At 62.7% G+C, this 23,580-nt stretch carries 28 protein-coding genes; 14 read left to right on the top strand and 14 right to left on the bottom strand.

All coding sequences use genetic code 11. The features are described 5' to 3' along the window. Positions 1-129 precede the first annotated feature (129 nt). The 3 genes from LOY45_RS00245 to prlC all read right to left on the bottom strand — a co-directional run bounded on the left by LOY45_RS00245 (position 130) and on the right by prlC (position 3,615). A complete protein-coding gene (locus LOY45_RS00245; protein ID WP_115084484.1) occupies positions 130-1,191 on the bottom strand; it encodes a PA0069 family radical SAM protein in 1,062 nt (353 codons plus the stop codon). 97 nt (positions 1,192-1,288) lie between these two features. Further along, positions 1,289-1,567, bottom strand: a complete 279-nt coding sequence (locus tag LOY45_RS00240; RefSeq protein WP_115084485.1) for a YheV family putative zinc ribbon protein — start codon at positions 1,565-1,567, stop codon at positions 1,289-1,291. Beyond that, complete coding sequence (prlC, locus tag LOY45_RS00235; protein ID WP_010222657.1) at positions 1,564-3,615, bottom strand: oligopeptidase A; 2,052 nt, start codon at positions 3,613-3,615, stop codon at positions 1,564-1,566. The genes LOY45_RS00240 and prlC overlap by 4 nt, the downstream gene beginning before the upstream one ends. Positions 3,616-3,706: 91 nt before the next feature. Between prlC and LOY45_RS00230 the strand changes: the two genes are divergently transcribed. Both LOY45_RS00230 and LOY45_RS00225 read left to right on the top strand, forming a co-directional pair. Next, the gene (locus tag LOY45_RS00230) at positions 3,707-4,255 is read left to right on the top strand and encodes a gamma carbonic anhydrase family protein (protein WP_115084488.1); all 549 of its coding nucleotides are present in this window, start codon (positions 3,707-3,709) and stop codon (positions 4,253-4,255) included. Between the two features lie 28 nt (positions 4,256-4,283). Beyond that, on the top strand, positions 4,284-4,934 hold the full coding sequence (locus tag LOY45_RS00225) for an HAD family hydrolase (protein ID WP_115084490.1): 651 nt from the start codon (positions 4,284-4,286) through the stop codon (positions 4,932-4,934). Positions 4,935-4,939: 5 nt separating this feature from the next. Here the strand turns inward: LOY45_RS00225 and LOY45_RS00220 are convergent, their stop codons facing one another. After that, positions 4,940-6,064, bottom strand: a complete 1,125-nt coding sequence (locus tag LOY45_RS00220; protein ID WP_258578608.1) for an aminopeptidase — start codon at positions 6,062-6,064, stop codon at positions 4,940-4,942. A 67-nt stretch (positions 6,065-6,131) separates the two neighbouring features. Here LOY45_RS00220 and LOY45_RS00215 point away from each other — a divergent pair, with 67 nt between their 5' ends. Beyond that, entirely contained in the window at positions 6,132-6,545 is a 414-nt protein-coding gene (locus LOY45_RS00215; protein ID WP_115084493.1) for a PA0061/PA0062 family lipoprotein, read from the top strand. 53 nt (positions 6,546-6,598) lie between these two features. After that, positions 6,599-7,012 carry a PA0061/PA0062 family lipoprotein gene (locus tag LOY45_RS00210; protein WP_115084495.1) on the top strand — a complete coding sequence of 138 codons (414 nt, stop codon included), beginning with the start codon at positions 6,599-6,601 and terminating at the stop codon, positions 7,010-7,012. A gap of 3 nt (positions 7,013-7,015) precedes the next feature. On the opposite strand, the gene LOY45_RS00205 is transcribed toward LOY45_RS00210, so the two are convergent. Together LOY45_RS00205 and LOY45_RS00200 are read right to left on the bottom strand one after the other, a co-directional pair. Further along, positions 7,016-7,249, bottom strand: a complete 234-nt coding sequence (locus LOY45_RS00205; RefSeq protein WP_038997857.1) for a DUF1161 domain-containing protein — start codon at positions 7,247-7,249, stop codon at positions 7,016-7,018. Positions 7,250-7,322: 73 nt separating this feature from the next. Then, the gene (locus tag LOY45_RS00200) at positions 7,323-7,748 is read right to left on the bottom strand and encodes an OsmC family protein (RefSeq protein WP_093377662.1); all 426 of its coding nucleotides are present in this window, start codon (positions 7,746-7,748) and stop codon (positions 7,323-7,325) included. 185 nt (positions 7,749-7,933) lie between these two features. Here LOY45_RS00200 and LOY45_RS00195 point away from each other — a divergent pair, with 185 nt between their 5' ends. Next, positions 7,934-8,938, top strand: a complete 1,005-nt coding sequence (locus LOY45_RS00195; protein WP_115084497.1) for an LLM class flavin-dependent oxidoreductase — start codon at positions 7,934-7,936, stop codon at positions 8,936-8,938. Positions 8,939-9,013: 75 nt separating this feature from the next. Here LOY45_RS00195 and LOY45_RS00190 read toward each other — a convergent pair whose 3' ends face one another. Both LOY45_RS00190 and LOY45_RS00185 read right to left on the bottom strand, forming a co-directional pair. Beyond that, positions 9,014-9,238 (bottom strand): DUF1161 domain-containing protein, encoded by a 225-nt coding sequence (locus LOY45_RS00190; RefSeq protein WP_115084499.1) that lies wholly within the window; start codon positions 9,236-9,238, stop codon positions 9,014-9,016. Between the two features lie 103 nt (positions 9,239-9,341). After that, positions 9,342-9,557 (bottom strand): dodecin, encoded by a 216-nt coding sequence (locus LOY45_RS00185; protein ID WP_010222667.1) that lies wholly within the window; start codon positions 9,555-9,557, stop codon positions 9,342-9,344. 152 nt (positions 9,558-9,709) lie between these two features. Between LOY45_RS00185 and LOY45_RS00180 the strand changes: the two genes are divergently transcribed. After that, positions 9,710-10,036, top strand: coding sequence for an ElaB/YgaM/YqjD family protein (locus LOY45_RS00180; protein WP_115084500.1), 327 nt, complete (start codon positions 9,710-9,712; stop codon positions 10,034-10,036). Here the strand turns inward: LOY45_RS00180 and LOY45_RS00175 are convergent. Continuing rightward, positions 10,033-10,929, bottom strand: coding sequence for a LysR family transcriptional regulator (locus tag LOY45_RS00175; protein WP_166675760.1), 897 nt, complete (start codon positions 10,927-10,929; stop codon positions 10,033-10,035). The genes LOY45_RS00180 and LOY45_RS00175 overlap by 4 nt on opposite strands. A 109-nt stretch (positions 10,930-11,038) precedes the next feature. On the opposite strand from LOY45_RS00175, the gene trpB reads away from it, so the two are divergent. Next, entirely contained in the window at positions 11,039-12,256 is a 1,218-nt protein-coding gene (gene trpB, locus LOY45_RS00170) for a tryptophan synthase subunit beta (RefSeq protein WP_038997863.1), read from the top strand. Then, on the top strand, positions 12,253-13,065 hold the full coding sequence (gene trpA, locus LOY45_RS00165; protein ID WP_115084504.1) for a tryptophan synthase subunit alpha: 813 nt from the start codon (positions 12,253-12,255) through the stop codon (positions 13,063-13,065). Before trpB ends, trpA begins: the two co-directional genes overlap by 4 nt. A gap of 109 nt (positions 13,066-13,174) precedes the next feature. Here trpA and LOY45_RS00160 read toward each other — a convergent pair whose 3' ends face one another. Then, positions 13,175-13,510: a DOPA 4,5-dioxygenase family protein gene (locus tag LOY45_RS00160; RefSeq protein ID WP_115084506.1), complete on the bottom strand. Its 336-nt coding sequence runs from the start codon at positions 13,508-13,510 to the stop codon at positions 13,175-13,177. A gap of 77 nt (positions 13,511-13,587) precedes the next feature. On the opposite strand from LOY45_RS00160, the gene LOY45_RS00155 reads away from it, so the two are divergent. Beyond that, complete coding sequence (locus LOY45_RS00155; protein WP_115084995.1) at positions 13,588-14,205, top strand: NAD(P)-dependent oxidoreductase; 618 nt, start codon at positions 13,588-13,590, stop codon at positions 14,203-14,205. A 66-nt stretch (positions 14,206-14,271) separates the two neighbouring features. Then, positions 14,272-15,843: a SulP family inorganic anion transporter gene (locus LOY45_RS00150; protein ID WP_115084508.1), complete on the top strand. Its 1,572-nt coding sequence runs from the start codon at positions 14,272-14,274 to the stop codon at positions 15,841-15,843. Here LOY45_RS00150 and aroE read toward each other — a convergent pair. After that, positions 15,840-16,664, bottom strand: a complete 825-nt coding sequence (aroE, locus tag LOY45_RS00145) for a shikimate dehydrogenase (RefSeq protein ID WP_115084510.1) — start codon at positions 16,662-16,664, stop codon at positions 15,840-15,842. The genes LOY45_RS00150 and aroE overlap by 4 nt on opposite strands. A gap of 54 nt (positions 16,665-16,718) precedes the next feature. Continuing rightward, positions 16,719-17,645 (bottom strand): oxygen-dependent coproporphyrinogen oxidase, encoded by a 927-nt coding sequence (gene hemF, locus LOY45_RS00140; protein ID WP_258578607.1) that lies wholly within the window; start codon positions 17,643-17,645, stop codon positions 16,719-16,721. A gap of 130 nt (positions 17,646-17,775) precedes the next feature. Between hemF and LOY45_RS00135 the strand changes: the two genes are divergently transcribed. Continuing rightward, a complete protein-coding gene (locus tag LOY45_RS00135; protein WP_134065296.1) occupies positions 17,776-18,753 on the top strand; it encodes an NADPH:quinone reductase in 978 nt (325 codons plus the stop codon). Between the two features lie 67 nt (positions 18,754-18,820). On the opposite strand, the gene tsaC is transcribed toward LOY45_RS00135, so the two are convergent. Both tsaC and dprA read right to left on the bottom strand, forming a co-directional pair. Next, positions 18,821-19,378, bottom strand: coding sequence for an L-threonylcarbamoyladenylate synthase type 1 TsaC (tsaC, locus tag LOY45_RS00130; RefSeq protein WP_258578606.1), 558 nt, complete (start codon positions 19,376-19,378; stop codon positions 18,821-18,823). Positions 19,379-19,415: 37 nt separating this feature from the next. Further along, positions 19,416-20,516: a DNA-processing protein DprA gene (dprA, locus tag LOY45_RS00125; RefSeq protein ID WP_115084516.1), complete on the bottom strand. Its 1,101-nt coding sequence runs from the start codon at positions 20,514-20,516 to the stop codon at positions 19,416-19,418. A 241-nt stretch (positions 20,517-20,757) separates the two neighbouring features. Here dprA and def point away from each other — a divergent pair, with 241 nt between their 5' ends. From def to rsmB, 3 genes are read left to right on the top strand one after another with little or no spacing between them, the layout of a single operon-like run. Further along, a complete protein-coding gene (gene def / locus LOY45_RS00120; protein ID WP_115084518.1) occupies positions 20,758-21,264 on the top strand; it encodes a peptide deformylase in 507 nt (168 codons plus the stop codon). 57 nt (positions 21,265-21,321) lie between these two features. Beyond that, a complete protein-coding gene (gene fmt / locus LOY45_RS00115) occupies positions 21,322-22,254 on the top strand; it encodes a methionyl-tRNA formyltransferase (protein WP_134065289.1) in 933 nt (310 codons plus the stop codon). Further along, on the top strand, positions 22,251-23,561 hold the full coding sequence (gene rsmB, locus LOY45_RS00110; protein ID WP_115084521.1) for a 16S rRNA (cytosine(967)-C(5))-methyltransferase RsmB: 1,311 nt from the start codon (positions 22,251-22,253) through the stop codon (positions 23,559-23,561). The genes fmt and rsmB overlap by 4 nt, the downstream gene beginning before the upstream one ends. Positions 23,562-23,580: the final 19 nt, after the last annotated feature.

Here is a 23,580-nt window from a genome sequence, read left to right as displayed (position 1 = left end):
ATTCCTACGCTACTCGGCGAAACTTAACTCAAACTGAATTGCGAGGCTCTAGTACGGGCGTTCCAGAGATTCAAAGAGTTGCCAGGATAATATCAAAAAAACATTAATGGCCAATACCCATTATTGAAATCAGAGCAGTGACATCTGCCCGCCAGGGGGGCAAAACGCACTGCAATCAAGCGCGTAGCCTTCGCGCCGGTTCAGCCCCAGGCGGCGGATCGCCTTGCTGAAGCGTTGCGCCAGCAACTCGGCAAATACCCCTTCGCCGCGCATGCGCGCACCGAAGCGGCTGTCGTACAACTCACCACCGCGACTCTGGCGGATCAAGCTCAGGACATGATTGGCCCGTTGCGGGTAATGGTCCTGCAGCCATTGCTCGAACAGCGGCGCGACCTCCAGCGGCAGGCGCAACATCATGTAGGCCGCGCTCAGGGCGCCGTTGGCCTTGGCCGCCTCGAGCAAGTGCTCAAGCTCGCTGTCGTTGATCATCGGGATCATCGGCGAGCACAACACCCCCACCGGAACACCAGCCTCAGTGAGCACCCGGATTGCCCGCAGCCGTGCCTTGGGTGCTGCTGCCCGTGGCTCCAGGGTGCGTTTTAGTTCGTCGTCCAGCGTGGTCAGGCTGATCATCACCTGCACCAGACGCTGCTGGGCCAGTTCGGCAAGCAGGTCAAGGTCACGCAGGATCAACGAGCCTTTGGTGACAATGGTGACCGGATGGCGATAACGCAGCAGCACTTCCAGCAGTCGGCGAGTCAGCTTTTGCTCGCGTTCGATGGGCTGGTAGGGGTCGGTGTTGGAGCCCAGGTTGATCGGCGCGCACACATAGCCCGGCTTGCTCAATTGCTGTTCGAGCACGGCGGCGGCGTTGGTCTTGGCAATCAGCTTGGTTTCGAAGTCCAGCCCCGGCGACAGGTCCCAATAGGCATGGCTGGGCCGCGCATAGCAGTAGATACAGCCATGCTCGCAGCCGCGATAAGGGTTGATCGCACGATCAAAAGGCAGGTCGGGCGAGTTGTTGCGGGTGATGATGCTCTTGGCGGTTTCGATGCGTACTTCGGTGCCCTGGGTCAGGGGCACTTCCTGGTACCAACCGTCATCCTCGGCCACCGAGCGATTCGGGGCGAAGCGGTTATGGGGATTGCTCGCGGTGCCACGACCCCGCACCGGTCCTTGAGGATTGAACATGAAAAACCCCGAATACTGTTTTTATATACAGTACACGGGGCTTGCGTTCGATTCCAGTACCGCTGGGCGCCAGCCGAAAACGCTGGCGCTGGCGCGTTTACTCGGTTGACTTCTTCAACTTCGGATTAGGGAAGAACTGTACCGTCTGCACCGTAGCCGCAGCCGGTTTCACCTCGACCTTGTTGACCCGGGTCCCCAGTTCCTTGGGCACCGACAACCCTTGCTCGTTAAGGGTGTCGGAAAACCCGCAGGCCACGCACTCACGGTGCGGAACGCTGTCTTCGCTCCACATCATCAGTTTGTCCGGCTCGCTGCACGCCGGGCAGACCGCCCCGGCGATAAAGCGCTTTTTCGTTATCACAGGCCCATCACTCATGCCGCCACTTCCTCACTCAAGCCGCTATGGCGCAAGAGTGCATCGATTGACGGCTCGCGGCCACGGAAGTCGACGAACAGCAGCATCGGCTCCTGGGAACCGCCACGGGCCAGGATCGCTTCGCGGAACGCGCGACCGGTGTCGGCATTGAGCACGCCTTCTTCTTCGAAGCGCGAGAAGGCGTCGGCCGACAGCACTTCAGCCCACTTGTAGCTGTAGTAACCGGCTGCATAACCACCGGCGAAGATATGCGCAAAGCTGTTGGGGAAGCGGTTGTACGCAGGTGGGCGCATGACCGAGACCTCGTCGCGGATGCCTTCGAGCACTTGCAGTACACCGCGGCCGTCGCCGTGGCTGGCGTGCAGTTCGAAGTCGAACAGCGAGAATTCCAGCTGGCGGACCATCATCAGCCCGGACTGGAAGTTCTTTGCCGCCAGCATCTTCTCCAGCAAATCCTGGGGCAGGGCTGCGCCAGTTTCGTAGTGACCGGAAATCAGCGCCAGGCCTTCAGGCTCCCAACACCAGTTTTCCATGAACTGGCTCGGCAGCTCGACCGCATCCCAGGCCACACCGTTGATACCGGAAACACCGGCATGCTCGATACGGGTCAGCAGGTGATGCAGGCCATGGCCGAATTCGTGGAACAGGGTGGTGACTTCATCATGGGTCAGCAGCGCCGGCTTGCCAGGGGCGGCCGGGGTGAAGTTGCACACAAGGTTGGCCACCGGGCTCTGCAACTGGCCGTCAGCGGTCAGGCGACGGTCGCGGGCGCCGTCCATCCAGGCACCGCCGCGCTTGTTGGCACGGGCGTAGAGGTCGAAGAAGAAGCGCCCGACGTGCTGGCCGTGCTCCTTGATTTCGAACAGGCGCACGTCCGGATGCCAGCTATCGAAGCCCTTGAGCTCGGCAATCTCGATGCCGTACAGGCGCTGGACGATGGTGAACAGGCCGGTCAGCACCTTGTCGATCGGGAAGTAGGCGCGCAGGGTTTCCTGGGAAACGCTGTAGCGCTGTTCACGGAGTTTTTCCCCATAGAAACCGCTGTCCCAGCTTTGCAGGTCCGGGCACCCCTGCTCGGCGGCATAGGCCTTGAGCTGGGCCAGATCCTGGGTGGCAAACGGCTTGCTGCGCTTGGCCAGGTCACGCAGGAAGCTCAGCACCTGATCGCTGGACTCGGCCATCTTGGTCGCCAGGCTCAGCTCGGCGAAGTTCTGGTAGCCCAATAGTTGAGCCAGTTCCTGACGCAGATCGAGGATCTCGCCCATCACCGGACCGTTGTCGAACTGGCCGGCGTTAGGGCCCTGATCGGAGGCGCGGGTGCAGTAGGCGGCGTAGATTTCCTCGCGCAGGGCGCGATCTTCAGCGTAGGTCATCACCGCGTAGTAGCTGGGGAATTCCAGGCTGATCAGCCAGCCATCGAGGCCCTTGGCCTGGGCGGCGGCAGCCATCTGTGCCTTGGCCGAGTCAGTCAGGCCGGCCAGTGCCGCTTCGTCGGTGACGTGCTTGGTCCAGGCCTGGGTGGCGTCCAGCAGCTGGTTGGAGAAGCGGCTGCCCAGTTCGCTGAGCTTGCTCTGAACTTCGGCATAACGTTGTTGCTTATCGGCCGGCAGGTCGATACCCGACAGGCGGAAGTCACGCAGGGCGTGTTCGAGAATTGTCTTTTGCGCCACATCGAAGCCGGCGGCTTCGGGGCTGGCGATCAACGCTTCATAGGCCTGGAACAGCTCGCGGTTCTGGCCCATTTCGGTGGCGTAGGCGCTCAACGCCGGCAGGCAGGCCTCGTAGGCTTCACGCAGTTCGGCGCTGTTGCACACGGCATTGAGGTGGCTGACCGGACTCCAGGCGGCGCCCAGGCGGTCGTTGAGTTCGTCCATGGCCAGGATCAGGCCGGCCCAGCTTGGGTGCTTGCCCTGGGCCTGGAGGATGTCGGCAATGGCTTTACGGTTGTCGGCCAGGATCTGTTCAATCGCCGGCTGCACATGCTCGGCACGGATCGCCGAGAAGGGCGGCAAGTCATAAGACTGCAGAAGCGGGTTGTTCGCACTCACGGTTAAACACCTTGGCAGAAGAAACACTTCCCCATCTTAATTACAATCGACGCCGACCGCAGCCCTATCCATACCAAAGAGAATTCCTATCATGGCCATCCGTAGCTTCCAGCATCACACTCCCAGGCTTGGCGAGCGTGCCTTTGTCGACCGCAGTGCCGTGGTGCTGGGCGATGTCGAGATCGGCGCCGACAGCTCGGTGTGGCCATTGACGGTGATCCGCGGCGATATGCACCGCATCCGCATCGGCGCGCGCACCAGTGTCCAGGACGGCAGCGTGCTGCACATCACCCATGCCGGGCCGTTCAACCCGGATGGTTTCCCGCTGCTGATCGGCGATGAAGTAACCATTGGTCACAAAGTCATGCTCCATGGCTGCACCCTGGGCAACCGCATCCTGGTCGGCATGGGCAGCACCATCATGGATGGTGCAATCGTCGAAGACGAAGTGATCATCGGTGCTGGCAGCCTGGTGCCTCCGGGCAAGCGCCTGGAAGGCGGTTTTCTCTATGTCGGCAGCCCGGTCAAACAAGCTCGCGCCCTGACCGAGAAGGAGCGCGCGTTCTTCCCCTACAGCGCCGGCAACTACGTCAAACTCAAGGATCAGCACCTGGCCGAAGGCTACCACCTGCCCGAGTGAACCTGCCCACAGCCTATTCGAGACTGCCATGCACCAGCAAAACATCCTCTTCGACCTCGACGGTACTCTGACCGATCCGCGATTGGGCATCACCCGCTCGATCCAGTACGCACTGGCCAAGCTCGGCATCGATGAGCCGGACCTGACGCGCCTGGAACACTTCATCGGCCCGCCGTTGCTGCAGGCGTTCATGCAGTTCTATGACTTCGATGAGGCCAAGGCCTGGGACGCGGTGAACTTCTATCGCGAGCGCTTCAAGGTCACCGGCCTGTACGAGAACCAGGTGTTCGACGGCGTCAGTGAAATGCTCGAAACCCTGCAAGGGCAGGGCCGCACCCTGTACATCGCCACCTCCAAACCCTGGGAATTTGCCCGCGAGATCGCCCGGCACTTCGATTTTGCCCGGCACTTCAAGGTGATCTACGGCAGCGAGCTGGACGGCACCCGCACCAACAAGGTCGAGCTGATCCGCCACCTGCTGGCCGAAGAAGCCCTGGACCCTGCGCACACCCTGATGATCGGCGACCGCAAGCACGACCTGATCGGCGCGCGCAGCAACGGCCTGGAAGCGGTAGCGGTGGGTTATGGCTTTGGTAGCCATGAAGAGCTGACAGCGGAGCAGCCGGCTTATCACTTTGCTACGTTGGCGGAACTGCATCAGGCTTTTCAGCGCGGCTGAGGCCCCTATCGCGGGGCAAGCCCGCTCCCACTGTAGGAGCGGGCTTGCCCCGCGATGCTTTTCAGCGCCTGCTGACGCTGTTCAAGGGGCAGCCGCCCGAAAGCTTCTACTCGCTGATAAAACACCTGCCAATCGCCCCCCACCTCGGCAAACAGCTGCGCAAACGCCGGCACCCACTGGTCATACAGGCCAAAGGGCAGCAACTTGGCATTGTTCATCGGCGCATTGATCCAGGCGTCATAGCGCCCGACACCGCCCCATTGGCTATCGCGCAAGGCCCGGTACTCACGGCGCAAGCGTTCGAACTCGGCCTGCTTGCCAGCGCGCTTGGCGGGCTCGGTCAGCGGCGCCGCGTACAAGGCTTTGAGCCGTTCGCGGCTGGCCAGCACCAAGCCGACGAACTGCTCGCGCTGCTGGCTGCCAGCCTCGGCCAGCGCTGGCAGACTCCGCGCCGCTCGCCATTGACGGGTACCTTCCTGCTCGACAAACGTGGCGAAGGACTCGTTGAACGCAGAGTCGTCCTGTACATAGACCCGTTGGTGGGCCAACTCATGGAAGATCACCGTGGCCAGGCGTTCATCGCCCCAACCAAGCATCGAACTGAGGATCGGGTCGTCGAACCAACCCAGGGTCGAATAAGCTTCAACGCCACCCACATACACATCCAGCCCTTGCTGTTTCTGCAGCGCCGCCGCTCCTCGCGCCGCACCCTGGCTGTAATAACCGCGGTAGGCAACGCAGCCGGCGATGGGGAAGCAATGGGTTTGCGGCTCAAGTGAAAACTCCGGTGTGGCGAACACATTCCAGACCACATAGGGCCTGCCGATGTCGGCATACACCCGGTAACTGCGGTTGTCCGGCAGCTTCAAACGCGCACTGGCGAAGGCCCGGGCCTGCTCGGCATGCAACAAATGCTGGCGCAATGCGCTGTCGGTGGCCGGGTCGGCTACCAATTCGGCGACCGGCTGGCGTGCCTGCAACAACTGCCACTGACCACTGGCCAGTTGCCCGTAGTAACTGACACTGGTGCAACCGTTCAGCAGTCCAATGGCCAGGAAGGGAACCAAGTAGCGAAAAATGTGGTCGAGTGACACATGACTTGAGCGCAACAAAAAAAATAGTCGAAGCATTCGTATCCCGTCATCCGCTCAAGTACTCGTCAGCTTCAAGACTATCCTGCCCGGCTGGAGTTTTGCCATGCGTACACTGCTTGTCATCAGCGGTCTTCTGCTTCTGTCCGGCTGCGCCGGCCTGCCCGATCCCGACCCCAACCAGGCCTGGATCGACCTCGCACCGGGCCAGGATGACACCCTGCATGCCATGGAAATTGACGAACGTGCCTGGGCCGACAAACGCTATTTCGAGGTACCGCCAGGCAGCCATGAGCTGACCGTGCGCTATCTCTTCCCGGTTACCCCAAGCAATATCGGCCCGGTCGACGAGCCGCTGTGGCGCGATTGCCAGCTGAATGTGAAGTTCAAGGATTTCAGTGCCGGCCAGCGTTATCAGCTTGAGGCCGGCAGCATCGGATTCCGCCCCTGGGCCAAGCTCTATGACGAACAGCGCAAAGTGGTCGGCAAAGGCCAGCCGGCGGGGTGCCAGCGTACCTAAAGGCGTGAATGGCGCTATGCTTATGCTTTGTAACCCGCACGTCGGAGTTCGCCATGCGCCAGCCTATGATGCTGCTCGCAATCAGTACCCTGGGAGCTTGCGCCAGCCCCCTGCCACCTGTGGATAACAAGCAGGCCTGGGTCGACCTTTACACCATCACACCGGGCAAACTGGTGATGGCCGAACGGCTTGATGGCCAGCGCCTGACCGATGGCCGGTTCTTCCAGGTCACGCCCGGCGCACACGAGTTGGTGGTGAGGTTCGATTACGAAATCTACTCCGGTGGTTTCAGCACCGACCCGACCGAGCGTACCTGTTACCTGACGGTCAAATTCGCCCATTTCGAGGCCGGTCAGCGCTACCGCCTGGAAGCCCGGGCACCGGCCATGCAGCCCAGCGCCTACCTCTATGACGCTCAGCGCAAGGTCGTGGCCGAGGAATCGAACGACATCTTCTGCACACCCTGATACCTAGCGATCATTCTTTTGATAGATGATCTTCTTGGTGCCGTTTTCACAGCTGCCAACCACCATGTTCTGGTCTTTGACTTCGTCATTGCTGACAATTTCCAGGGTGTAGGAACTCACGTTGTTGGCCTGGATCTTGGCCTCAATCTCGGCCTTGAGCTCTTCACAGTTCTTGGTCGCGGCCAACGCAGACGTTGCCAGCAGCGAAGCCAGCACAGCGATTGCAACACGGATCATGGGACAGCTCCTTGTGGCGGCAGACGTTCTACCGACCCTCATTTGACCACAAGAAGCGCGTCCCGGTTCTGCCTTAACTCAGCAGCGTCGCATCCAGGCTGATTTTCGCGTTGAGCACTTTCGATACCGGGCAACCGGCCTTGGCCTTGTTGGCGATCTCAAGAAACTGCGCTTCGCTGGCCCCGGGCACCTTGGCCTTTAGGATCAGGTTCACGGCGGTAATGGCAAAGCCATCTGGCAGTTTGTCGAGGGTCACTTCAGCAATGGTATCGATGCGTTCTGCGGTCAATCCGGCCTCACCGAGCATCATCGACAGGGCCATGGAGAAACAGCCGGCATGCGCCGCACCGATCAATTCTTCCGGGTTGGTGCCCGGCTGGCCCTCGAAGCGGGTGTTGAAGCCATAGGGGTTCTGCTTGAGGGCGCCACTTTCCGTAGAAAGCAGGCCCTTGCCGTCCTTCAAGCCACCTTGCCAGATAGCCGATGCTGTTTTTTTCATAATGCCTCCTGAGCTCCGTGGGACGCGTGATATCGCGCCTTGCCTTAAATTCAGAGATCCTTGACTCAGGCAAGTTCAGACGGATTACAAACCCTGGCATTGATTCCTGCAGATGTGCCCATACAGAGCTAGAAAGGCCGTTGGGTTATTTCGGCCAATCGACTGCCCAGGAGGCTCAAACGCCCATGAAGCGACTTGCGGATATCAAGATCTCCACCCTCGACCTGGTACCAGTGCGTGCCGACAGCGGCCCGGCGCAGTCCCTGCGCAATTCGCTGGACCTGGCGCAACATGTCGAAAAGTTTGGCTACAACCGCTTCTGGGTGGCCGAGCACCACAACATGGATGGCATCGCAAGTTCTGCAACCTCGGTACTGCTCAGTTACCTGGCCGGTGGTACGTCGACCATTCGCGTTGGCGCCGGCGGGGTAATGCTGCCCAACCATGCGCCGCTGGTGATCGCCGAACAGTTCGGGACCCTGGCCAGTCTTTACCCCGGGCGTATCGACCTGGGCCTGGGGCGCGCACCCGGCTCCGACCAGATGACCGCCCGCGCCCTGCGCCGCGAACGCTCTGGCAGTGCGGACGACTTCCCCGATGATGTCGAAGAACTAATGCGTTACCTGGGCCCGCGCACACCGGATCAGAAAGTCATTGCCGTGCCGGGATACGGTACTGAAGTACCAATCTGGTTACTGGGTTCGAGCCTGTTCAGTGCGCAACTGGCCGGAATGCGCGGTTTACCCTACGCCTTCGCTTCGCATTTCGCCCCGCGCTACATGCACGAAGCGATTCGCGTGTACCGCAACCACTTCCAGCCTTCGGCCGTGCTCGACAAGCCCTACGTGATGCTCGGCGTACCCCTGGTGGCGGCCGAGACTGATGAACAGGCTGATTACCTGGCCACCTCGGTGTATCAGCGCATCCTCGCCCTGATGCGCGGCCAAAGCCTGGTGCAACGTCCGCCGGTAGAGACCATGGACGGCCTGTGGCTGCCTCATGAGCGTGAAGCGGTGGGCAGTTTCCTTGGCCTGGCGATGGTGGGTAGCCCAGAGAAAATCCGCGCCAAGCTTGAGGTGCTGCTGGAGCAAACCGAGGCTGATGAGCTGATCTTTACCTGCGATCTGTATGAGCATGCGGACCGGATTCGGTCTTATGAGCTGCTGGCGCAGACGGTGCTGGGCGGCTGAGGGCCCTATCGCGGGGCAATCCCGCTCCTACAATCAGGTAGGAGCGGGATTGCCCCGCGATGGATTCAATATCGATCAGCCGCGCTTGTAGACGATTTCCTTGGTACCGCCTTCGCAGCTACCCACGACCTTGCCACCAGCGGCAGCGCCTTTATCGACGATCTCCAGCGAATAGCCGCTGACGCCTTTGGCATCGAGCTTGGCTGCTATTTCGCTCTTGAGCTCTTCACATGGCTTGCCGGCCGCCAACGCGGTACCCGCCAACGTCATCAAACCTATCGCTACTACTAACTTCTTCATCGATCGCTTTCCTTGTTCAGATCAAAGTAGAGAAGGGCGCCAGGAGGGCCGGGCGCCTCAGACTGTGTAACGCAATTGACCCGCACAAGCCAGTGTCGCCGCTTCAGCTATTGACGATGCGAAAGCCCACCTTGAGCGTGACCTGAAAATGCGCGGCCTTGTTGTCCTTGATATGGCCACGGGTGTCGACCACCTCGAACCATTCAAGATGCTTGATGCTTTTGCCTGCCTCGGCCAGGGCGTTGTTGATCGCCTCTTCAATGGAAGTAGGCGACGAGCCGACAAGCTCGATTTTCTTGTAGGTGTGGTGATCTGACATGGCAACCTCCTTTTTTAATGTGAGATAGAGCCTAGCAGCGCCGGGCTGATTTACCTGCGAGGGGTAAATACCGCTAAAAGTTCGACTGCACTTTCCCAACACCCTGTAGTCGGAAACTACACAGCTCAACTCAACCTCGAAGGAGAGTCACCATGGCCAACACCTCGCTGCGCAAAGCTTCGCTGCAAAGCATGGAAGCGGAAATCGAAAGCCTGCTCAAGTCCCTGGAAAGCCTCAAGGACGATGCCTCGGATGAGTCGCGCAAAACCTTGAAGACGCTCAAGGGCAACGCCGAGAATGCCCTGCGCCATTCGCGCAACCTGCTCAGCGATGCCTACGAAGACGTCAAAACCAAGACCCGCCAGACTGGCCTCGCCACCCGCGACTATGCCCAGGAGCACCCTTGGACCACTGCCGGTGTCGCCGTTGGCGCCCTCGGCCTGTTGGCCGCGTACCTGCTGTGCAAACGCGGTAACTAAGCGGCCTGGCGCGCCAGCTCGGCGCGCAACCAGCCGGCTAACTGCTCGGCGCGCCCGTCTGCGGCGCGTCGCGGCACCCACAGGGCCAGCGCGGCCTGTGTTTCACAAAATCCCCAGGGTGCAGCCAGACGGCCGGCCCGCAGATCGTCGGCTACCAGCGGTTGCGGTGCAATCGCCACACCCAGCCCCGCCACTGCCGCCTCCAGCAAGTAATACAGATGCTCGAAATCCTGCCCGTAGCGCAGCGCCTGCGGGTCTATACCCTGCTGCGCGGCCCAGCTTGGCCAGGCTTGCGGGCGAGAGGTGGTCTGCAACAGTGTTTCAGCCAGCAGCGCCTCAGCCGGCGCCTGCTGCAAGCGGTTGAAGCCGGGGAAGTGCGGGCTGAGCACCGGGCCAATGCGCTCCTGGGCCAGCACATGAACCTGCATGTCCGCCGGCCACGGTGGCTCGGCAAACACCAGCAGGGCGTCCAGCCCCGGGCGGCGCGGGTCGAGATCACCTTCACCGGCCGACAGGTGCAGGCGCAGTTGCGGCAGGTCCGCCTTCAGCCGGCCCAGCCGCGGGATGAACCAGCGTGCCAGCAAGCTACCGGAACAGCCGAGGACGAACGGCGCATCGGCGCTGCTCTGGCTCAGTTCGGCGCACACCCCGCGCAGACGCTCGAACGCGTCGCTGCTGGCATCGCGTAAACGCACACCCGCATCTGTGAGTTTAAGGCCGCGCCCTTCCTTGACGAACAACGCCACCCCAAGGTGTTCTTCAAGCACCTTCAATTGCCGGCTTACCGCACCGTGGGTAACGTGCAGTTGCTCGGCCGCCTGGCTGACGCTGTTGAGCCGGGCAGTGGCTTCAAAGGCCCGAAGGGCATTGAGGGGAGGCAGGTCCTGGCGCATGACGTGTGAGTTTTCCTGACATGTTGTCGCAATCTTATCGGTTTTCAGTTGCGCGTGTCGTGGTTAGAGTAAAGCCATTCCCGACTTCACTACCGCCCTGGAGCGACCCATGACCCAGACCAACTTCCGCGCCGGCCCCGATGCCAACGGCCTGTTTGGCGCATTCGGCGGCCGCTACGTGGCAGAAACCCTGATGCCGCTGGTGCTCGACCTGGCCCGCGAATACGAGGCGGCCAAGGCCGACCCGGAGTTCCTCGAGCAACTGGCGTACTTTCAGCGCGACTACATCGGCCGGCCCAACCCGCTGTATTTCGCCGAACGCCTGACCGAACATTGCGGCGGCGCGAAGATCTTCTTCAAGCGTGAAGAGCTCAACCACACCGGCGCGCACAAGGTGAACAACTGCATTGGCCAGGTACTGCTGGCCAAGCGCATGGGCAAAAAACGCCTGATCGCCGAAACCGGCGCCGGCATGCACGGTGTGGCCACTGCCACCGTCGCCGCACGCTTCGGCCTGCCTTGCGTGATCTACATGGGCGCCACCGACATCGAGCGCCAGCAAGCCAACGTGTTCCGCATGAAGCTGCTGGGCGCCGAAATCGTCCCGGTCACCGCCGGTACCGGCACCCTCAAGGATGCGATGAACGAGGCTTTGCGTGACTGGGTCACCAACGTCGACGACACCTTCTACCTGATCGGCACCGTGGCCGGTCCGCACCCGTACCCGGCAATGGTCCGCGACTTCCAGTCGATCATCGGCAAAGAAACCCGCGAACAGCTGCAAGCCAAGGAAGGGCGCCTGCCCGACAGCCTGATCGCCTGCGTCGGCGGCGGCTCCAATGCCATGGGCCTGTTCCACGATTTCCTCGATGACGCCAGCGTGCAGATCATCGGCGTCGAAGCCGGTGGCCATGGCGTGGACACTGACAAGCATGCCGCCAGCCTCAACGGTGGCGTGCCGGGCGTACTGCATGGCAACCGCACCTACCTGCTGCAGGATGCCGACGGCCAGATCACCGACGCCCACTCGATTTCCGCCGGCCTCGACTACCCCGGCATCGGCCCTGAACACGCCTGGTTGCACGAAGTGAAACGCGTCGAGTACGTCAGCATCACCGACGACGAAGCCCTGGCCGCGTTCCACACCACCTGCCGCCTGGAAGGCATTATTCCGGCCCTGGAAACCTCCCATGCCCTGGCCGAAGCGATCAAACGCGCGCCAACCCTGCCCAAGGATCACCTGATGGTGGTGTGCCTGTCCGGGCGCGGCGACAAAGACATGCAAACCGTGATGAGCCATATGGCCGCCCAGGAGAAACAGGCATGAGCCGTCTTGAACAACGCTTCGCCGAACTGAAGGCCGAAGGCCGCTCCGCACTGGTCACCTTCATCACCGCCGGCGACCCTGGCTACGATGCCTCGCTGGAGATCCTCAAAGGCCTGCCGGCTGCTGGCGCCGACGTGATCGAGCTGGGCATGCCGTTCACCGACCCGATGGCCGACGGCGTGGCAATTCAGCTCGCCACCCTGCGCGCCCTGGAAGCCGGCCAGACCCTGGCGAAAACCCTGCAGATGGTCAGCGAGTTCCGCGTCGGCAACCAGACCACGCCGATCGTGCTGATGGGCTACTACAACCCGATCCACCGCTTTGGTGTCGAGGCCTTCGTGGCCCAGGCCAAGGCAGTGGGCGTGGATGGCCTGATCATCGTCGACCTGCCGCCAGAGCATGATGCCGAGCTGGCTACCCCGGCCCAGGCCGCAGGTATCGACTTCATCCGCCTGACCACCCCGACCACCGACGACGTGCGCCTGCCGCGCGTGCTTGAGCGCAGCTCGGGCTTCGTCTACTACGTGTCGGTTGCCGGCGTGACCGGTGCCGGTTCAGCGACCACCGAACACGTCAGCAGCGCCATCGAGCGCCTGCGCCGGCACACCGACCTGCCGATCAGCGTCGGCTTCGGTATCCGCACGCCAGAGCAGGCAGCTGCCATTGCCAAACTGTCAGATGGTGTAGTGGTAGGCTCGGCGCTGGTGGACAAGATTGCCAATGCCAAGAATGCCGAACAGGCCGTGGGTGATGTGCTCGAGCTGTGCTCGGCGTTGGCCCAGGGTGTGCGGGGTGCGCGCAAGGCTTGAGGCAGCGCCTCAATCGCCGGCAAGCCGGCTCCCACAGGACAGCGGCGATCTTCGGATCACTCCGGTACCTGTGGGAGCTGGCTTGCCAGCGATGGTAAAGCTCGAAATTTCAAGGCTGTTGAAAGATCGAAAGATTCAAAGGCCGCACCGCTCCCATCCAGATCGCATGATCGCGATGATCGGCCAGCTCATCCCCGGTCAGCGGATGCAGAAACACCACCAGCCCATGGCGATACAACGCCAGCCAGGGCAACACCACGCCCACCACCTCAGGCCCGAAGGCCAGCTGGCAGCTCCAGTCCGGGTGCGGTCCGACCGGCTTCTGATGCATGCGGCCCATGCTCACCGGAAACAGCCGAGCGGCTTCTTCACACAGTTGCCGGGCCTGTTCCATGGTGCTGGCGTCATAGTAGATATGGGCGTGATAACCCTTGATCCTCTGCACGAAAACTCCTGAATCATAACGAACCCGCAGCGCGCTGCGCGGGTCAAATGATCACCCGCTGCCAATGGAGTGATCTGGTGAAAAATGCCGAAACCCCAGTGTTCAAACTGGCCCTGCTCGGAGGACTGAGCAGCCTGGGCAGCGCCCTGATGGCCGAATTGCTCAAGCGCCAGCACGAGGTGATCGCCGTGGTCGATGACCTCAACAGCCTGGCGCCACGCCCCGGCTTGCACTTCAAGACCGGCGGCCTGGACAACCCCGATCAGGCTGAACAAAGCGTAGCCGGCGGTTCGGCGGTGATCTGCCTGCTGGCGGCACTGGCGCCTGACGACTTTGCCGCGCAGCTGCGCATGAGCCAAGCGCTGATCGCCGGCATGGCCCGCACAACTATACGCCGGCTGCTGCTGGTGGGCGATTTCGACGTGCTGGATCACAGCGAAGGGCACAGCGAGCAGCAACGGGCCTGCGCCGACCAGATCGTCGACCTGTTGCAGCGCAGCCCGCTGCACTGGACCTTGGTCAATACTCCACAACAGGTTGCTGGCCTGGGTATCGAGCATTTTCACCAGACCCACGGCACCCTTGAGCCGGGCCTGGCCGAGCCGCTGCAACGCCTGGCCCGGGTAGCAGCCGCCATGGTTGATGCCCTGGAGCTGAAGCTGCACCACGGCGAACACGTGAACTTTGTCTTCTGACCCGGCTTGCACCCAAGCGCCCGACATCGCACCCTGAACAGCTTCCACCTGCGATAGAGACCCTTCATGGCCTGGCCCGACCGCCACCAACTGCTGCCGTTTCTCACTTGGCTGCCGCGCCAGACCCGGGCCAGTGTGCGCCGCGATCTACTGGTCGGCCTGAGCGGGGCGATCCTGGCGCTGCCGCAATCAATCGCCTACGCCCTGATCGCCGGGCTGCCTGCCGAGTACGGGCTGTACGCGGCGATTGTGCCGGTCATGATCGCCTGCCTGTGGGGTTCGTCCTGGCACCTGATCTGCGGGCCGACGGCAGCGATCTCAATCGTCCTCTATGCCAGCGTCAGCCCGCTGGCGGTCGCTGGCAGCAGTGACTACATCACCCTGATCCTGCTGCTGACCTTCCTCGCCGGGGTGTTTCAGTGGTTGCTGGGGCTGCTGCGCTTTGGTGCGCTGGTCAATTTTGTCTCGCAATCGGTGGTGCTGGGCTTCACCCTGGGTGCTGCGGTGGTGATCGCGCTTGGGCAACTGCCCAACTTGCTGGGGATGAACCTGCCCAGCCAGGCCACGGCATTGAAAACCCTGCAAAACTTGCTGGATCACGCCGGGGAGGTGGATTGGCCTTCACTGTTGCTGGGCCTGGGTACCGTACTGCTGGGCGTTGCGGTAAAGGTAATGCGCCCGCGCTGGCCCGGCCTGTTGATAACCTTGGCGGTTGCCAGCTTGCTGGTCTGGTCGCTGCCAGGCGTTTTTGGCCACGTGCAATTGGTCCCCGGCTTCATCGGCCAGTTGCCACCGCTGAGCCCGTTGCCACTGCTGGACCTGGAACTGATCCTGCGTCTGCTACCCAGCGCCGTCGCGGTAGGCATGCTCGGTCTGGTTACCAGCCTGTCGATTGCCCGCTCGCTGTCTTCACGCTCCGAACAGCTCATCGATGCCAATCAGGAGATCCGCGCCCAGGGCTTGTCGAACATGGTCGGGGGGTTCTTCTCCGGCTACCTGTCGTCCGGTTCCTTCACCCGCTCCGGGCTCAGCTATGACGCTGGCGCCCGTTCGCCCTTGGCCGGAGTGTTTTCCGCCCTGTGGGTAACTTTATTTGCGGTAGCAGGGGCGGGACTGATCGCGCATATCCCGATCCCGGCCATGGCCGGCAGCATCCTGCTGATCTGCTGGGGACTGGTGGATCGTCGGGTGATCCGCGCACTATTTCGGGTCAGCCGCTCGGAATTTCTGGTCATGGCCCTGACTGCTGCCGCCACCTTGCTGCTGGAGCTGCAAACAGCAATCTACGCCGGGGTACTGGCGTCGCTGTTTTTCTACCTCAAGCGTACTTCGCGGCCACGGGTGCAGCAGTCTCGTGAAGGCGATGCCGATGTGCTGCGGGTGGGTGGCTCGATCTTCTTCGGCGCCAGCCATTACCTGCAGGTACGCCTGCAACGCTGCCAGGGCCCGCAGGTGGTGATCGATGCGCGGCAGATCAACTTCATCGACTATTCCGGGGTCGACATGCTCCACCGCGAAGCCCGGCGGCTGGGCCGTGCGGGCGGCAGCCTGACGCTACAACGGGCGCGCCCGCAAGTGATCGAGGAATTGCACAAGCTCGAAGGGGCAGCGAACTGCCCGATCCGCTTCAAAGATTAGCCGCGCGCCAGCTGGCGGCGCAGTTCATCCAGCACCGGGGCAGTGTCGGGGCGCACGCCACGCCAGATGAAGAACGCCTCGGCGGCCTGTTCGGCAAGCATGCCCAGGCCGTCCAGGACCTTGGCGGCCTGGTGCTCGCTGGCCCAGCGGCAGAAAGGCGTCGGCTCCTTGCCATACATCATGTCGTAGCACACGGTTTTACCCGGCTCGATCAGGCTGGCGGAGATCGGCGGCAACTCGCCGGCAAGGCTCGCCGAAGTGGCGTTGATGATCAGGTCGACCGGCTCTTCAAGCCAGTCGAAACCGCTGGCAGCCACCGGCCCCAGGTCGGCGAACTCACGGGCCAGTTGTTCGGCTTTTTCCACCGTGCGGTTGGCGATCACCAGCGAAGCCGGATTGTGCGCCAGCAATGGCTCCAGCACCCCACGCACGGCACCGCCGGCGCCGAGCAGCAGGATGCGCTTGCCGGTCAGTTGCACGCCGGCATTGACGGTCAGGTCGCGCACCAGGCCGGCACCATCGGTGTTGTCGCCCTGCAGGCTGCCGTCGGCGAGCTTGCTCAGGGTGTTGACCGCCCCCGCACGCTTGGCCCGTGGCGTCAGGCTATCGACCAGGCGATAGGCTTCTTCCTTGAACGGCACGGTGACGTTGGCGCCCAGGCCCTGCTTGAAAAAGCCTTGGGCACACATGCTGAAATCATCCAGTGGCGCCAGCAGCGTGCTGTACTCCAGCTGCTGGCCGGTCTGGTCGGCGAACAGGCGGTGGATCAGCGGCGACTTGCTGTGGCCGATCGGGTTGCCGAATACAACGTACTGGTCCATTCACGCGGTTCCTGGGTCAAGGTCGGGCAGGGCCGGAAAGTTATCCACAGCGGTTCAGTGGCTGGTCCTGGCCTCGCCAAGCCAATCACGGTCCTGCAGGAAATACTCGGTCAGACGTGCTTCTTCGCTGCCTGGCGCGGCCTTCCAATCGTACCCCCAACGCACTTGCGGTGGCAGCGACATGAGGATCGATTCGGTACGTCCGCCCGATTGCAGGCCGAACAGGGTGCCACGGTCGTAGACCAGGTTGAACTCGACATAGCGGCCGCGACGGTATTCCTGGAACTCACGCTGCTCGGCGGTATAGGGCTGATCCTTGCGGCGCTGGACGATCGGCAGGTAAGCCTCGACATAGGCGTCGCCGATGGCGCGGATGAAGGCGAAGCAGGTGTCGAAGTCCCATTCGTTGAGGTCATCGAAGAACAGGCCGCCAATGCCCCGTGGCTCGCCGCGGTGCTTGAGGTGGAAGTAGCGGTCGCACCAGGCTTTGTAGCGCGGATAGACGTCGGCGCCAAAAGGCGCGCAGGCGCGCTCGGCAACCTGGTGCCAATGCACACAGTCTTCTTCGTTGCCGTAGTAAGGGGTCAGGTCGAAGCCGCCGCCAAACCACCAGACGGCTTCTTCACCTTCTTTCTCAGCGATGAAAAACCGCACGTTGGCGTGGGAAGTCGGCACATGCGGGTTGTGCGGATGGATCACCAGCGACACGCCCAGGGCTTCGAAACCGCGCCCAGCCAGCTCCGGCCGGTGGGCACTGGCCGAGGGTGGCAAACCGTTGCCGAACACGTGGGAGAAGTTCACCCCGCCTTTTTCGATGACCTTGCCGTCGCCGATCACCCGGGTTCGCCCGCCACCGCCGGCCTCGCGCGTCCAGGCGTCCTCGACAAAGCGGGCGCCGCCGTCTTCGTTTTCGAGGGCGGTGCAGATACGGTCTTGCAGGTCGAGCAGGTAGGCTTTCACGGCCTCGGTGCGGCTAGTCATCAGGTCACCTGGAAGCGGGCTAAGGCAAATTCGGCGCGTAGCATACCACCGGCGGCAGGCGGGCCGCAGTTGACGGCGATCAAGCAAAGGCGTCCGATAGGGGTTTTCCGGTACCTTCAGGAGAGTGCAGATGGCCAAGCGTATCCAGTTCAGCCAGCACGGCGGCCCCGAAGTCCTGACCCTGGTCGACTTCGAGCCGGCGGCGCCCGGCCCGCAGCAGGTCCGCGTGCGTAACCAGGCGATCGGCCTGAACTTCATCGATACCTACTTTCGCAGCGGTCTCTATGCGCCGCCGTCACTGCCATCGGGCCTGGGCACTGAAGGCGCCGGAGTGGTCGAGGCGGTGGGCGAGCAAGTCACCCGGCTCAAGGTCGGCGACCGCGTCGCCTATGCCGGCGGCCCGCTGGGCGCCTATAGCGAAGTGCATGTGCTGCCTGAGGCCAACCTGGTCAAACTCCCCGACAGCATCAGCTTCGAGCAAGCGGCGGCGGTGATGCTCAAGGGCCTGACCGTGCAATACCTGCTCAAGCAGACCTACGCGGTGCAACCGGGCGAAACCATCTTGTTCCACGCCGCAGCAGGTGGCGTCGGCTCGCTGGCCTGCCAATGGGCCAAAGCCCTGGGGGCCAGGTTGATCGGTACTGTCAGCTCCGCCGAGAAGGCCGAGCGAGCCAAAGCCCTGGGCGCCTGGGCGACCATCGATTACAGCCGCGAAGACGTGGCCCAGCGGGTACTGGAACTGACTGACGGAAAGAAATGCCCGGTGGTGTACGACGGCGTCGGCCAGGACACTTGGCTGACTTCATTGGACTGCCTGGCGCCGCGTGGGCTGATGGTCAGCTTCGGCAATGCCTCTGGCGCGGTGAGCGGGGTCAACCTAGGGATCCTGGCGCAAAAGGGCTCGCTGTATGTCACCCGGCCAACCCTGGCCAGCTATGCCAATAACGCCGAGAACACCCAGGCGATGGCTGACGATCTGTTTGCGATGATTGCCAGCGGCAAGCTGGCTGTGGATATCCAGCAACGTTATCCACTGAGCGAGGCGGCCAGGGCACAGAGCGAGCTGTCGGCGCGCAGGACGGTGGGGTCGACGGTGTTGCTGCCTTGAAGCGGGGGTGAATTGATCGCGGGGCAAGCCCGCTCCTACTGGAGCTGGCTTGCCAGCGATGAGGCCCTCAGCCGGCCCGCACAATCTCACCGGTCGCCAGGTCACGAATCACACTCGGGTTACGCCGCCCACCCAGGGCGCCACCGAGCACCATGTCCAGCTGCCCGCGGAAATACTGCTCGACGCGCAAACGGGTCTTGGCAGCCGGGCGACCTTGCGGGTTGGCCGAAGTGGAAATCAGCGGCCCGACCAGTGCACACAAATCCCGCACGACCGGGTGATCGCTAACGCGCAACGCCACCGTGTCATGCACCCCGGTAATCCACTCCGGCAGCAGGTTCTGATGCGGCACCAGCCAGGTGTTCGGCCCCGGCCAGGTCGCAGACATGCGGTCCAGCCAGGTTTCGGGGAAATCCTCGAAAAGGAAGTCGAACTGGTGGATATTATCGGCGATCAGGATCAGCCCCTTGTCGACCGAACGCGACTTGATCGCCAGCAGGCGATCCACCGCTTCTTCGTTCCAAGGGTCACAACCCAGGCCCCAGACCGCTTCGGTCGGATAGGCAATCACCGCACCTGCCCGAATTTCACGCGCGGCTTGTTGCACACGCCAACTGCTCACCATTGCTTTCACTCCGCATAAAGGCAGATGAGCAGTGTACTTAGCCGGGCCGGGCAAACCAACGCCCAGCTTCATTACAGACCCTTCCGGCCAATTCCAGCTCGGTCAGCGCGGCCAGCACCCTGGGTAACGGCCAGCCACTGCTACTGGCCAGGCCCTCGGTGGTTTGCGGCGCGGCCAGCAGCAAGTCGACCAGGGCATGGCTGGCGGTTACAGGCGATTGCAAGGGCGGCAAGCGCTGCCAGCCCTGCAGGGTTTCGACGATCTGGTCGACGGTTTCCACCAGCAAGGCGCCATCACGAATCAACTGGTGACAGCCCTTGGAGCCGGGGTGGTGAATCGAGCCTGGAATGGCATACACCTCGCGGCCTTGCTCAGCCGCCAGTCGCGCGGTAATCAGCGAACCACTGGCAAGACTCGCCTCGACCACCAGCACACCCAGCGACAGGCCGCTGATGATCCGGTTTCGCCGGGGAAAATTACCGGCCACAGGCCCGGCATCCAGCGGAAACTCGGAGACCACCGCGCTACCTCGCTCGATCATCGCCGCCGCCAGCGCTCTGTGGCGCTGTGGATAAAATTTTTGCAGCCCGGTACCCAGCACACCGATGGTCTGCCCGCCGGCGTCCAGGGCAGCCTGATGCGCAGCGCCATCGACCCCCAGGGCCAGGCCGCTGGTAATGACAAAACCACCCCGGGCAAGACTTCGAGAGAAGGCCGCTGCTGTATCGAGCGCAGGCCTCGCCGCCCTTCGACTGCCAACGATCGCCAACTGCGGTTTTTCCAGAATGGCCGGGTTGCCGGCGATAAAAAGCAGCGGCGGGGCGTCCCCCAGTTCGGCCAGCAAGCCTGGGTAGCAGGGGTCATCCCACATCAGCAAATGCTGGTCGCGGGCCTCTAGCCAGCGCATTGCCGCTGCCGCGCCGTCACGCACTTCAAGGCTGCGCCGGGCATCGCTGCTCTCCGTTGGCACGCCCAGCACGCGCCAGGCAGCGGCCGGCGCACTGAGTGCCGCAGAGGCGTTGCCAAAGGCCTGGATAAGGGTATGAAAACGCCGCGGCCCCAGGGACGGCAGCAAATGAAGACGCAAGCGCGCTTCGAGTTCGGCGGGTGAACACGCCGGCGATAAGGGTTGCGACATGACGATCATCCTTGATCGGGCAGCCTGGGCCAGCCGTGAAGAAGCTGTGGATAACTCTGTTGATAATACTTTGACAACCGGTTGAAGGATTTCCCTCGAGGGCAGTCCTTCAGGCTTGCAGACACGGGTGAAAAAGCACCCTGAAACCTTAGCTGACCTTTGCCAGGTGCCGAATGCGCCGAATCCCTTTATTATGTGTACTCATGTTTGTAATTCATCGCACAGTGCAGCTCATACGCTTATGGCCATTCTGAACATCCTCGAATTCCCGGACCCGCGCCTTCGTACCATCGCCAAACCGGTGGCCGAAGTCGACGACGGCGTTCGCCAGTTGATCGATGACATGTTTGAAACCATGTACGAAGCCCCTGGCATCGGCCTCGCCGCCACCCAGATCAACGTGCACCAGCGCATCGTGGTCATGGACCTGAGCGAAGACCGCAGCGAGCCACGGGTGTTCATCAACCCCGAACTCGAGATGCTGACCGACGAAATGGATCAGTATCAGGAAGGCTGCCTGTCGGTGCCCGGCTTCTACGAGAACGTCGATCGCCCGATACGGGTCAAGGTCAAGGCGCTGGACCGCGACGGCAAGCCGTACGAGCTGATCGCCGAAGGCCTGTTGGCGGTGTGCATCCAGCACGAATGCGACCACCTCAACGGCAAGCTGTTCGTTGACTACCTGTCGACGCTCAAACGCGACCGGATCAAGAAGAAGCTGGAAAAACAGCATCGCCAGCAAGCTTGATCTCCTCTTCCCAAAGGCTTGCTCCGGCAAGCCTTTTTCTTTTTAAGCGAGAACTCCATGCGCATTGTCTTCGCAGGCACCCCAGAGTTTGCCGCCGAACACCTCAAGGCCCTGATCGACAGCCCCTATGACGTGGTGGCGGTCTACACCCAGCCGGACCGTCCGGCCGGTCGTGGGCAAAAACTGATGCCAAGCGCGGTCAAGCAGCTGGCTGTGGATAACGGCATCCAGGTCCTGCAACCACCGACCCTGCGCAACGCCGAGGCACAAGCGGAACTGGCAGCCCTGCAGCCGGACCTGATGGTGGTGGTCGCCTATGGCCTGATCCTGCCCCAGGCGGTGCTGGATATTCCGCGCCTGGGCTGCATCAACAGCCATGCTTCGCTGCTGCCGCGCTGGCGTGGCGCCGCGCCGATCCAGCGTGCGGTCGAAGCCGGTGACAGCGAAAGCGGCGTCACCGTGATGCGCATGGAAGCGGGCCTGGACACCGGGCCGATGCTGCTCAAGGTCAGCACCCCGATCAGTGCCAGCGACACCGGTGGCACCCTGCACGACCGCCTCGCCGAAATGGGCCCGCCAGCCGTGCTCGAGGCCGTTGCGGGCCTCGCCGCTGGCACCTTGCAGGGTGAAGTCCAGGACGACAGCCTGGCCACTTATGCACACAAGCTGAACAAGGACGAAGCGCGCCTGGACTGGAGCCGTCCGGCGGTTGAGCTGGAGCGCCTGATTCGCGCCTTCAACCCATGGCCGATCTGCCACAGCACCCTCAACGGCGAAGCCGTGAAGGTGCTCACCGCCAGCTTATCCACAGGCTCGGGCAACCCAGGGGAAATCCTCTCTGCCAGCAAGGACGGCCTGATCGTCGCCTGCGGTGAGCAGGCGCTGTGCCTGACCCGCCTGCAACTGCCTGGCGGCAAGGCGCTGAACTTCAGTGACCTGTTCAACAGTCGCCGCGAGAAATTCGCCACCGGCACGGTACTTGGCCAATGAATCCACGTCTGGCAGCCGCCCGCGCCCTGGCGGCAGTACTCAGTGGCAAGGCATCGCTGAACAGCTCGCTGCCAAGTCAGCTGGACAAAGTCGAAGTACGTGACCGTGGCCTGACCCAGGACCTGGCCTTCGGCACCGCGCGCTGGCAGCCACGGCTGTCGGCCCTGGCCGAGCGCCTGCTGCAGAAGCCGTTCAAGGCCGCCGACGCTGATGTCGAGGCGCTGCTGCTGGTCGGCCTGTATCAGCTGCTCTACACGCGCATCCCCGCTCATGCCGCCATCGGCGAAACCGTAGGCTGCGCCGACAAGCTGAAAAAGCCCTGGGCCAAGGGCTTGCTCAACGCCGTGCTGCGCCGTGCGCAACGGGAAAGCAGCGAGATTTTCGCCGAGCTGGAACGCGACCCGGTGGTGCGCACTGCGCACCCGCGCTGGCTGCAAAAGTCGCTCAAGGCCTTCTGGCCCGAGCAATGGGAAGCCATCTGCGCTGCCAACAACGCCCACCCGCCGATGATTTTGCGGGTCAACCGCCGCCATCACAGCCGCGATGCCTACCTCGAACTGCTGCGTGAAGCCGGCCTTGAAGCCGCGCCCTGCCAGTTCAGCGGCGACGGCATCCTGCTCGCCGAAGCCTGCGATGTACGCGGCCTGCCCGGTTTCGACCAGGGTTGGATCAGCGTCCAGGACGAAGCCGCACAACTGGCCGCCGACCTGCTCGACCTGGCCCCCGGCCAGCGCGTGCTCGACGCCTGCTGCGCCCCGGGTGGCAAGACCTGCCACCTGCTGGAAGCTGAAGCGGGGCTGGACGCCGTGGTCGCTATCGACCTTGAGGCCAAGCGCCTGACCCGCGTGCGCGAGAACCTCGATCGCCTGGGCCTCGACGCCCAGTTGATCGCCTGCGACGCCCGCGACACCGCCAGCTGGTGGGATGGCAAAGGCTTCCAGCGCATCCTGCTCGATGCGCCGTGTTCAGCCACCGGGGTGATCCGCCGCCATCCGGACATCAAGCTGACCCGCCAGGCCGACGACATCGCCGCCCTGGCCAGCCTGCAAGGCGAGCTGCTCGACGCCCTGTGGCCAACCCTCGAGGTCGGCGGCATCCTGCTCTACGCCACCTGCTCGACCTTGCCGACGGAAAACACCGAAGTGATCGAGGCCTTCCTCGCCCGCACCCCCGGTGCCCGCGAGCTGGACCTGGCGACCCAGGCCGGTATCCGCCAGCCCCATGGCCGCCAGTTGCTGGCCCAGGAAGGCGGACACGACGGCTTCTACTATGCCAAGCTGATCAAAATCGCCGCCGTGCGCGGATAACAAGAGAAGGGAACAGCGG

It is taken from the genome of Pseudomonas wadenswilerensis (assembly GCF_024749185.1).
Classification (GTDB): Bacteria; Pseudomonadota; Gammaproteobacteria; order Pseudomonadales; family Pseudomonadaceae; genus Aquipseudomonas; species Aquipseudomonas wadenswilerensis.
The sequence above is the reverse complement of the archived record's forward strand: the minus strand, read 5'-3'. Positions and strand labels throughout refer to the sequence as shown.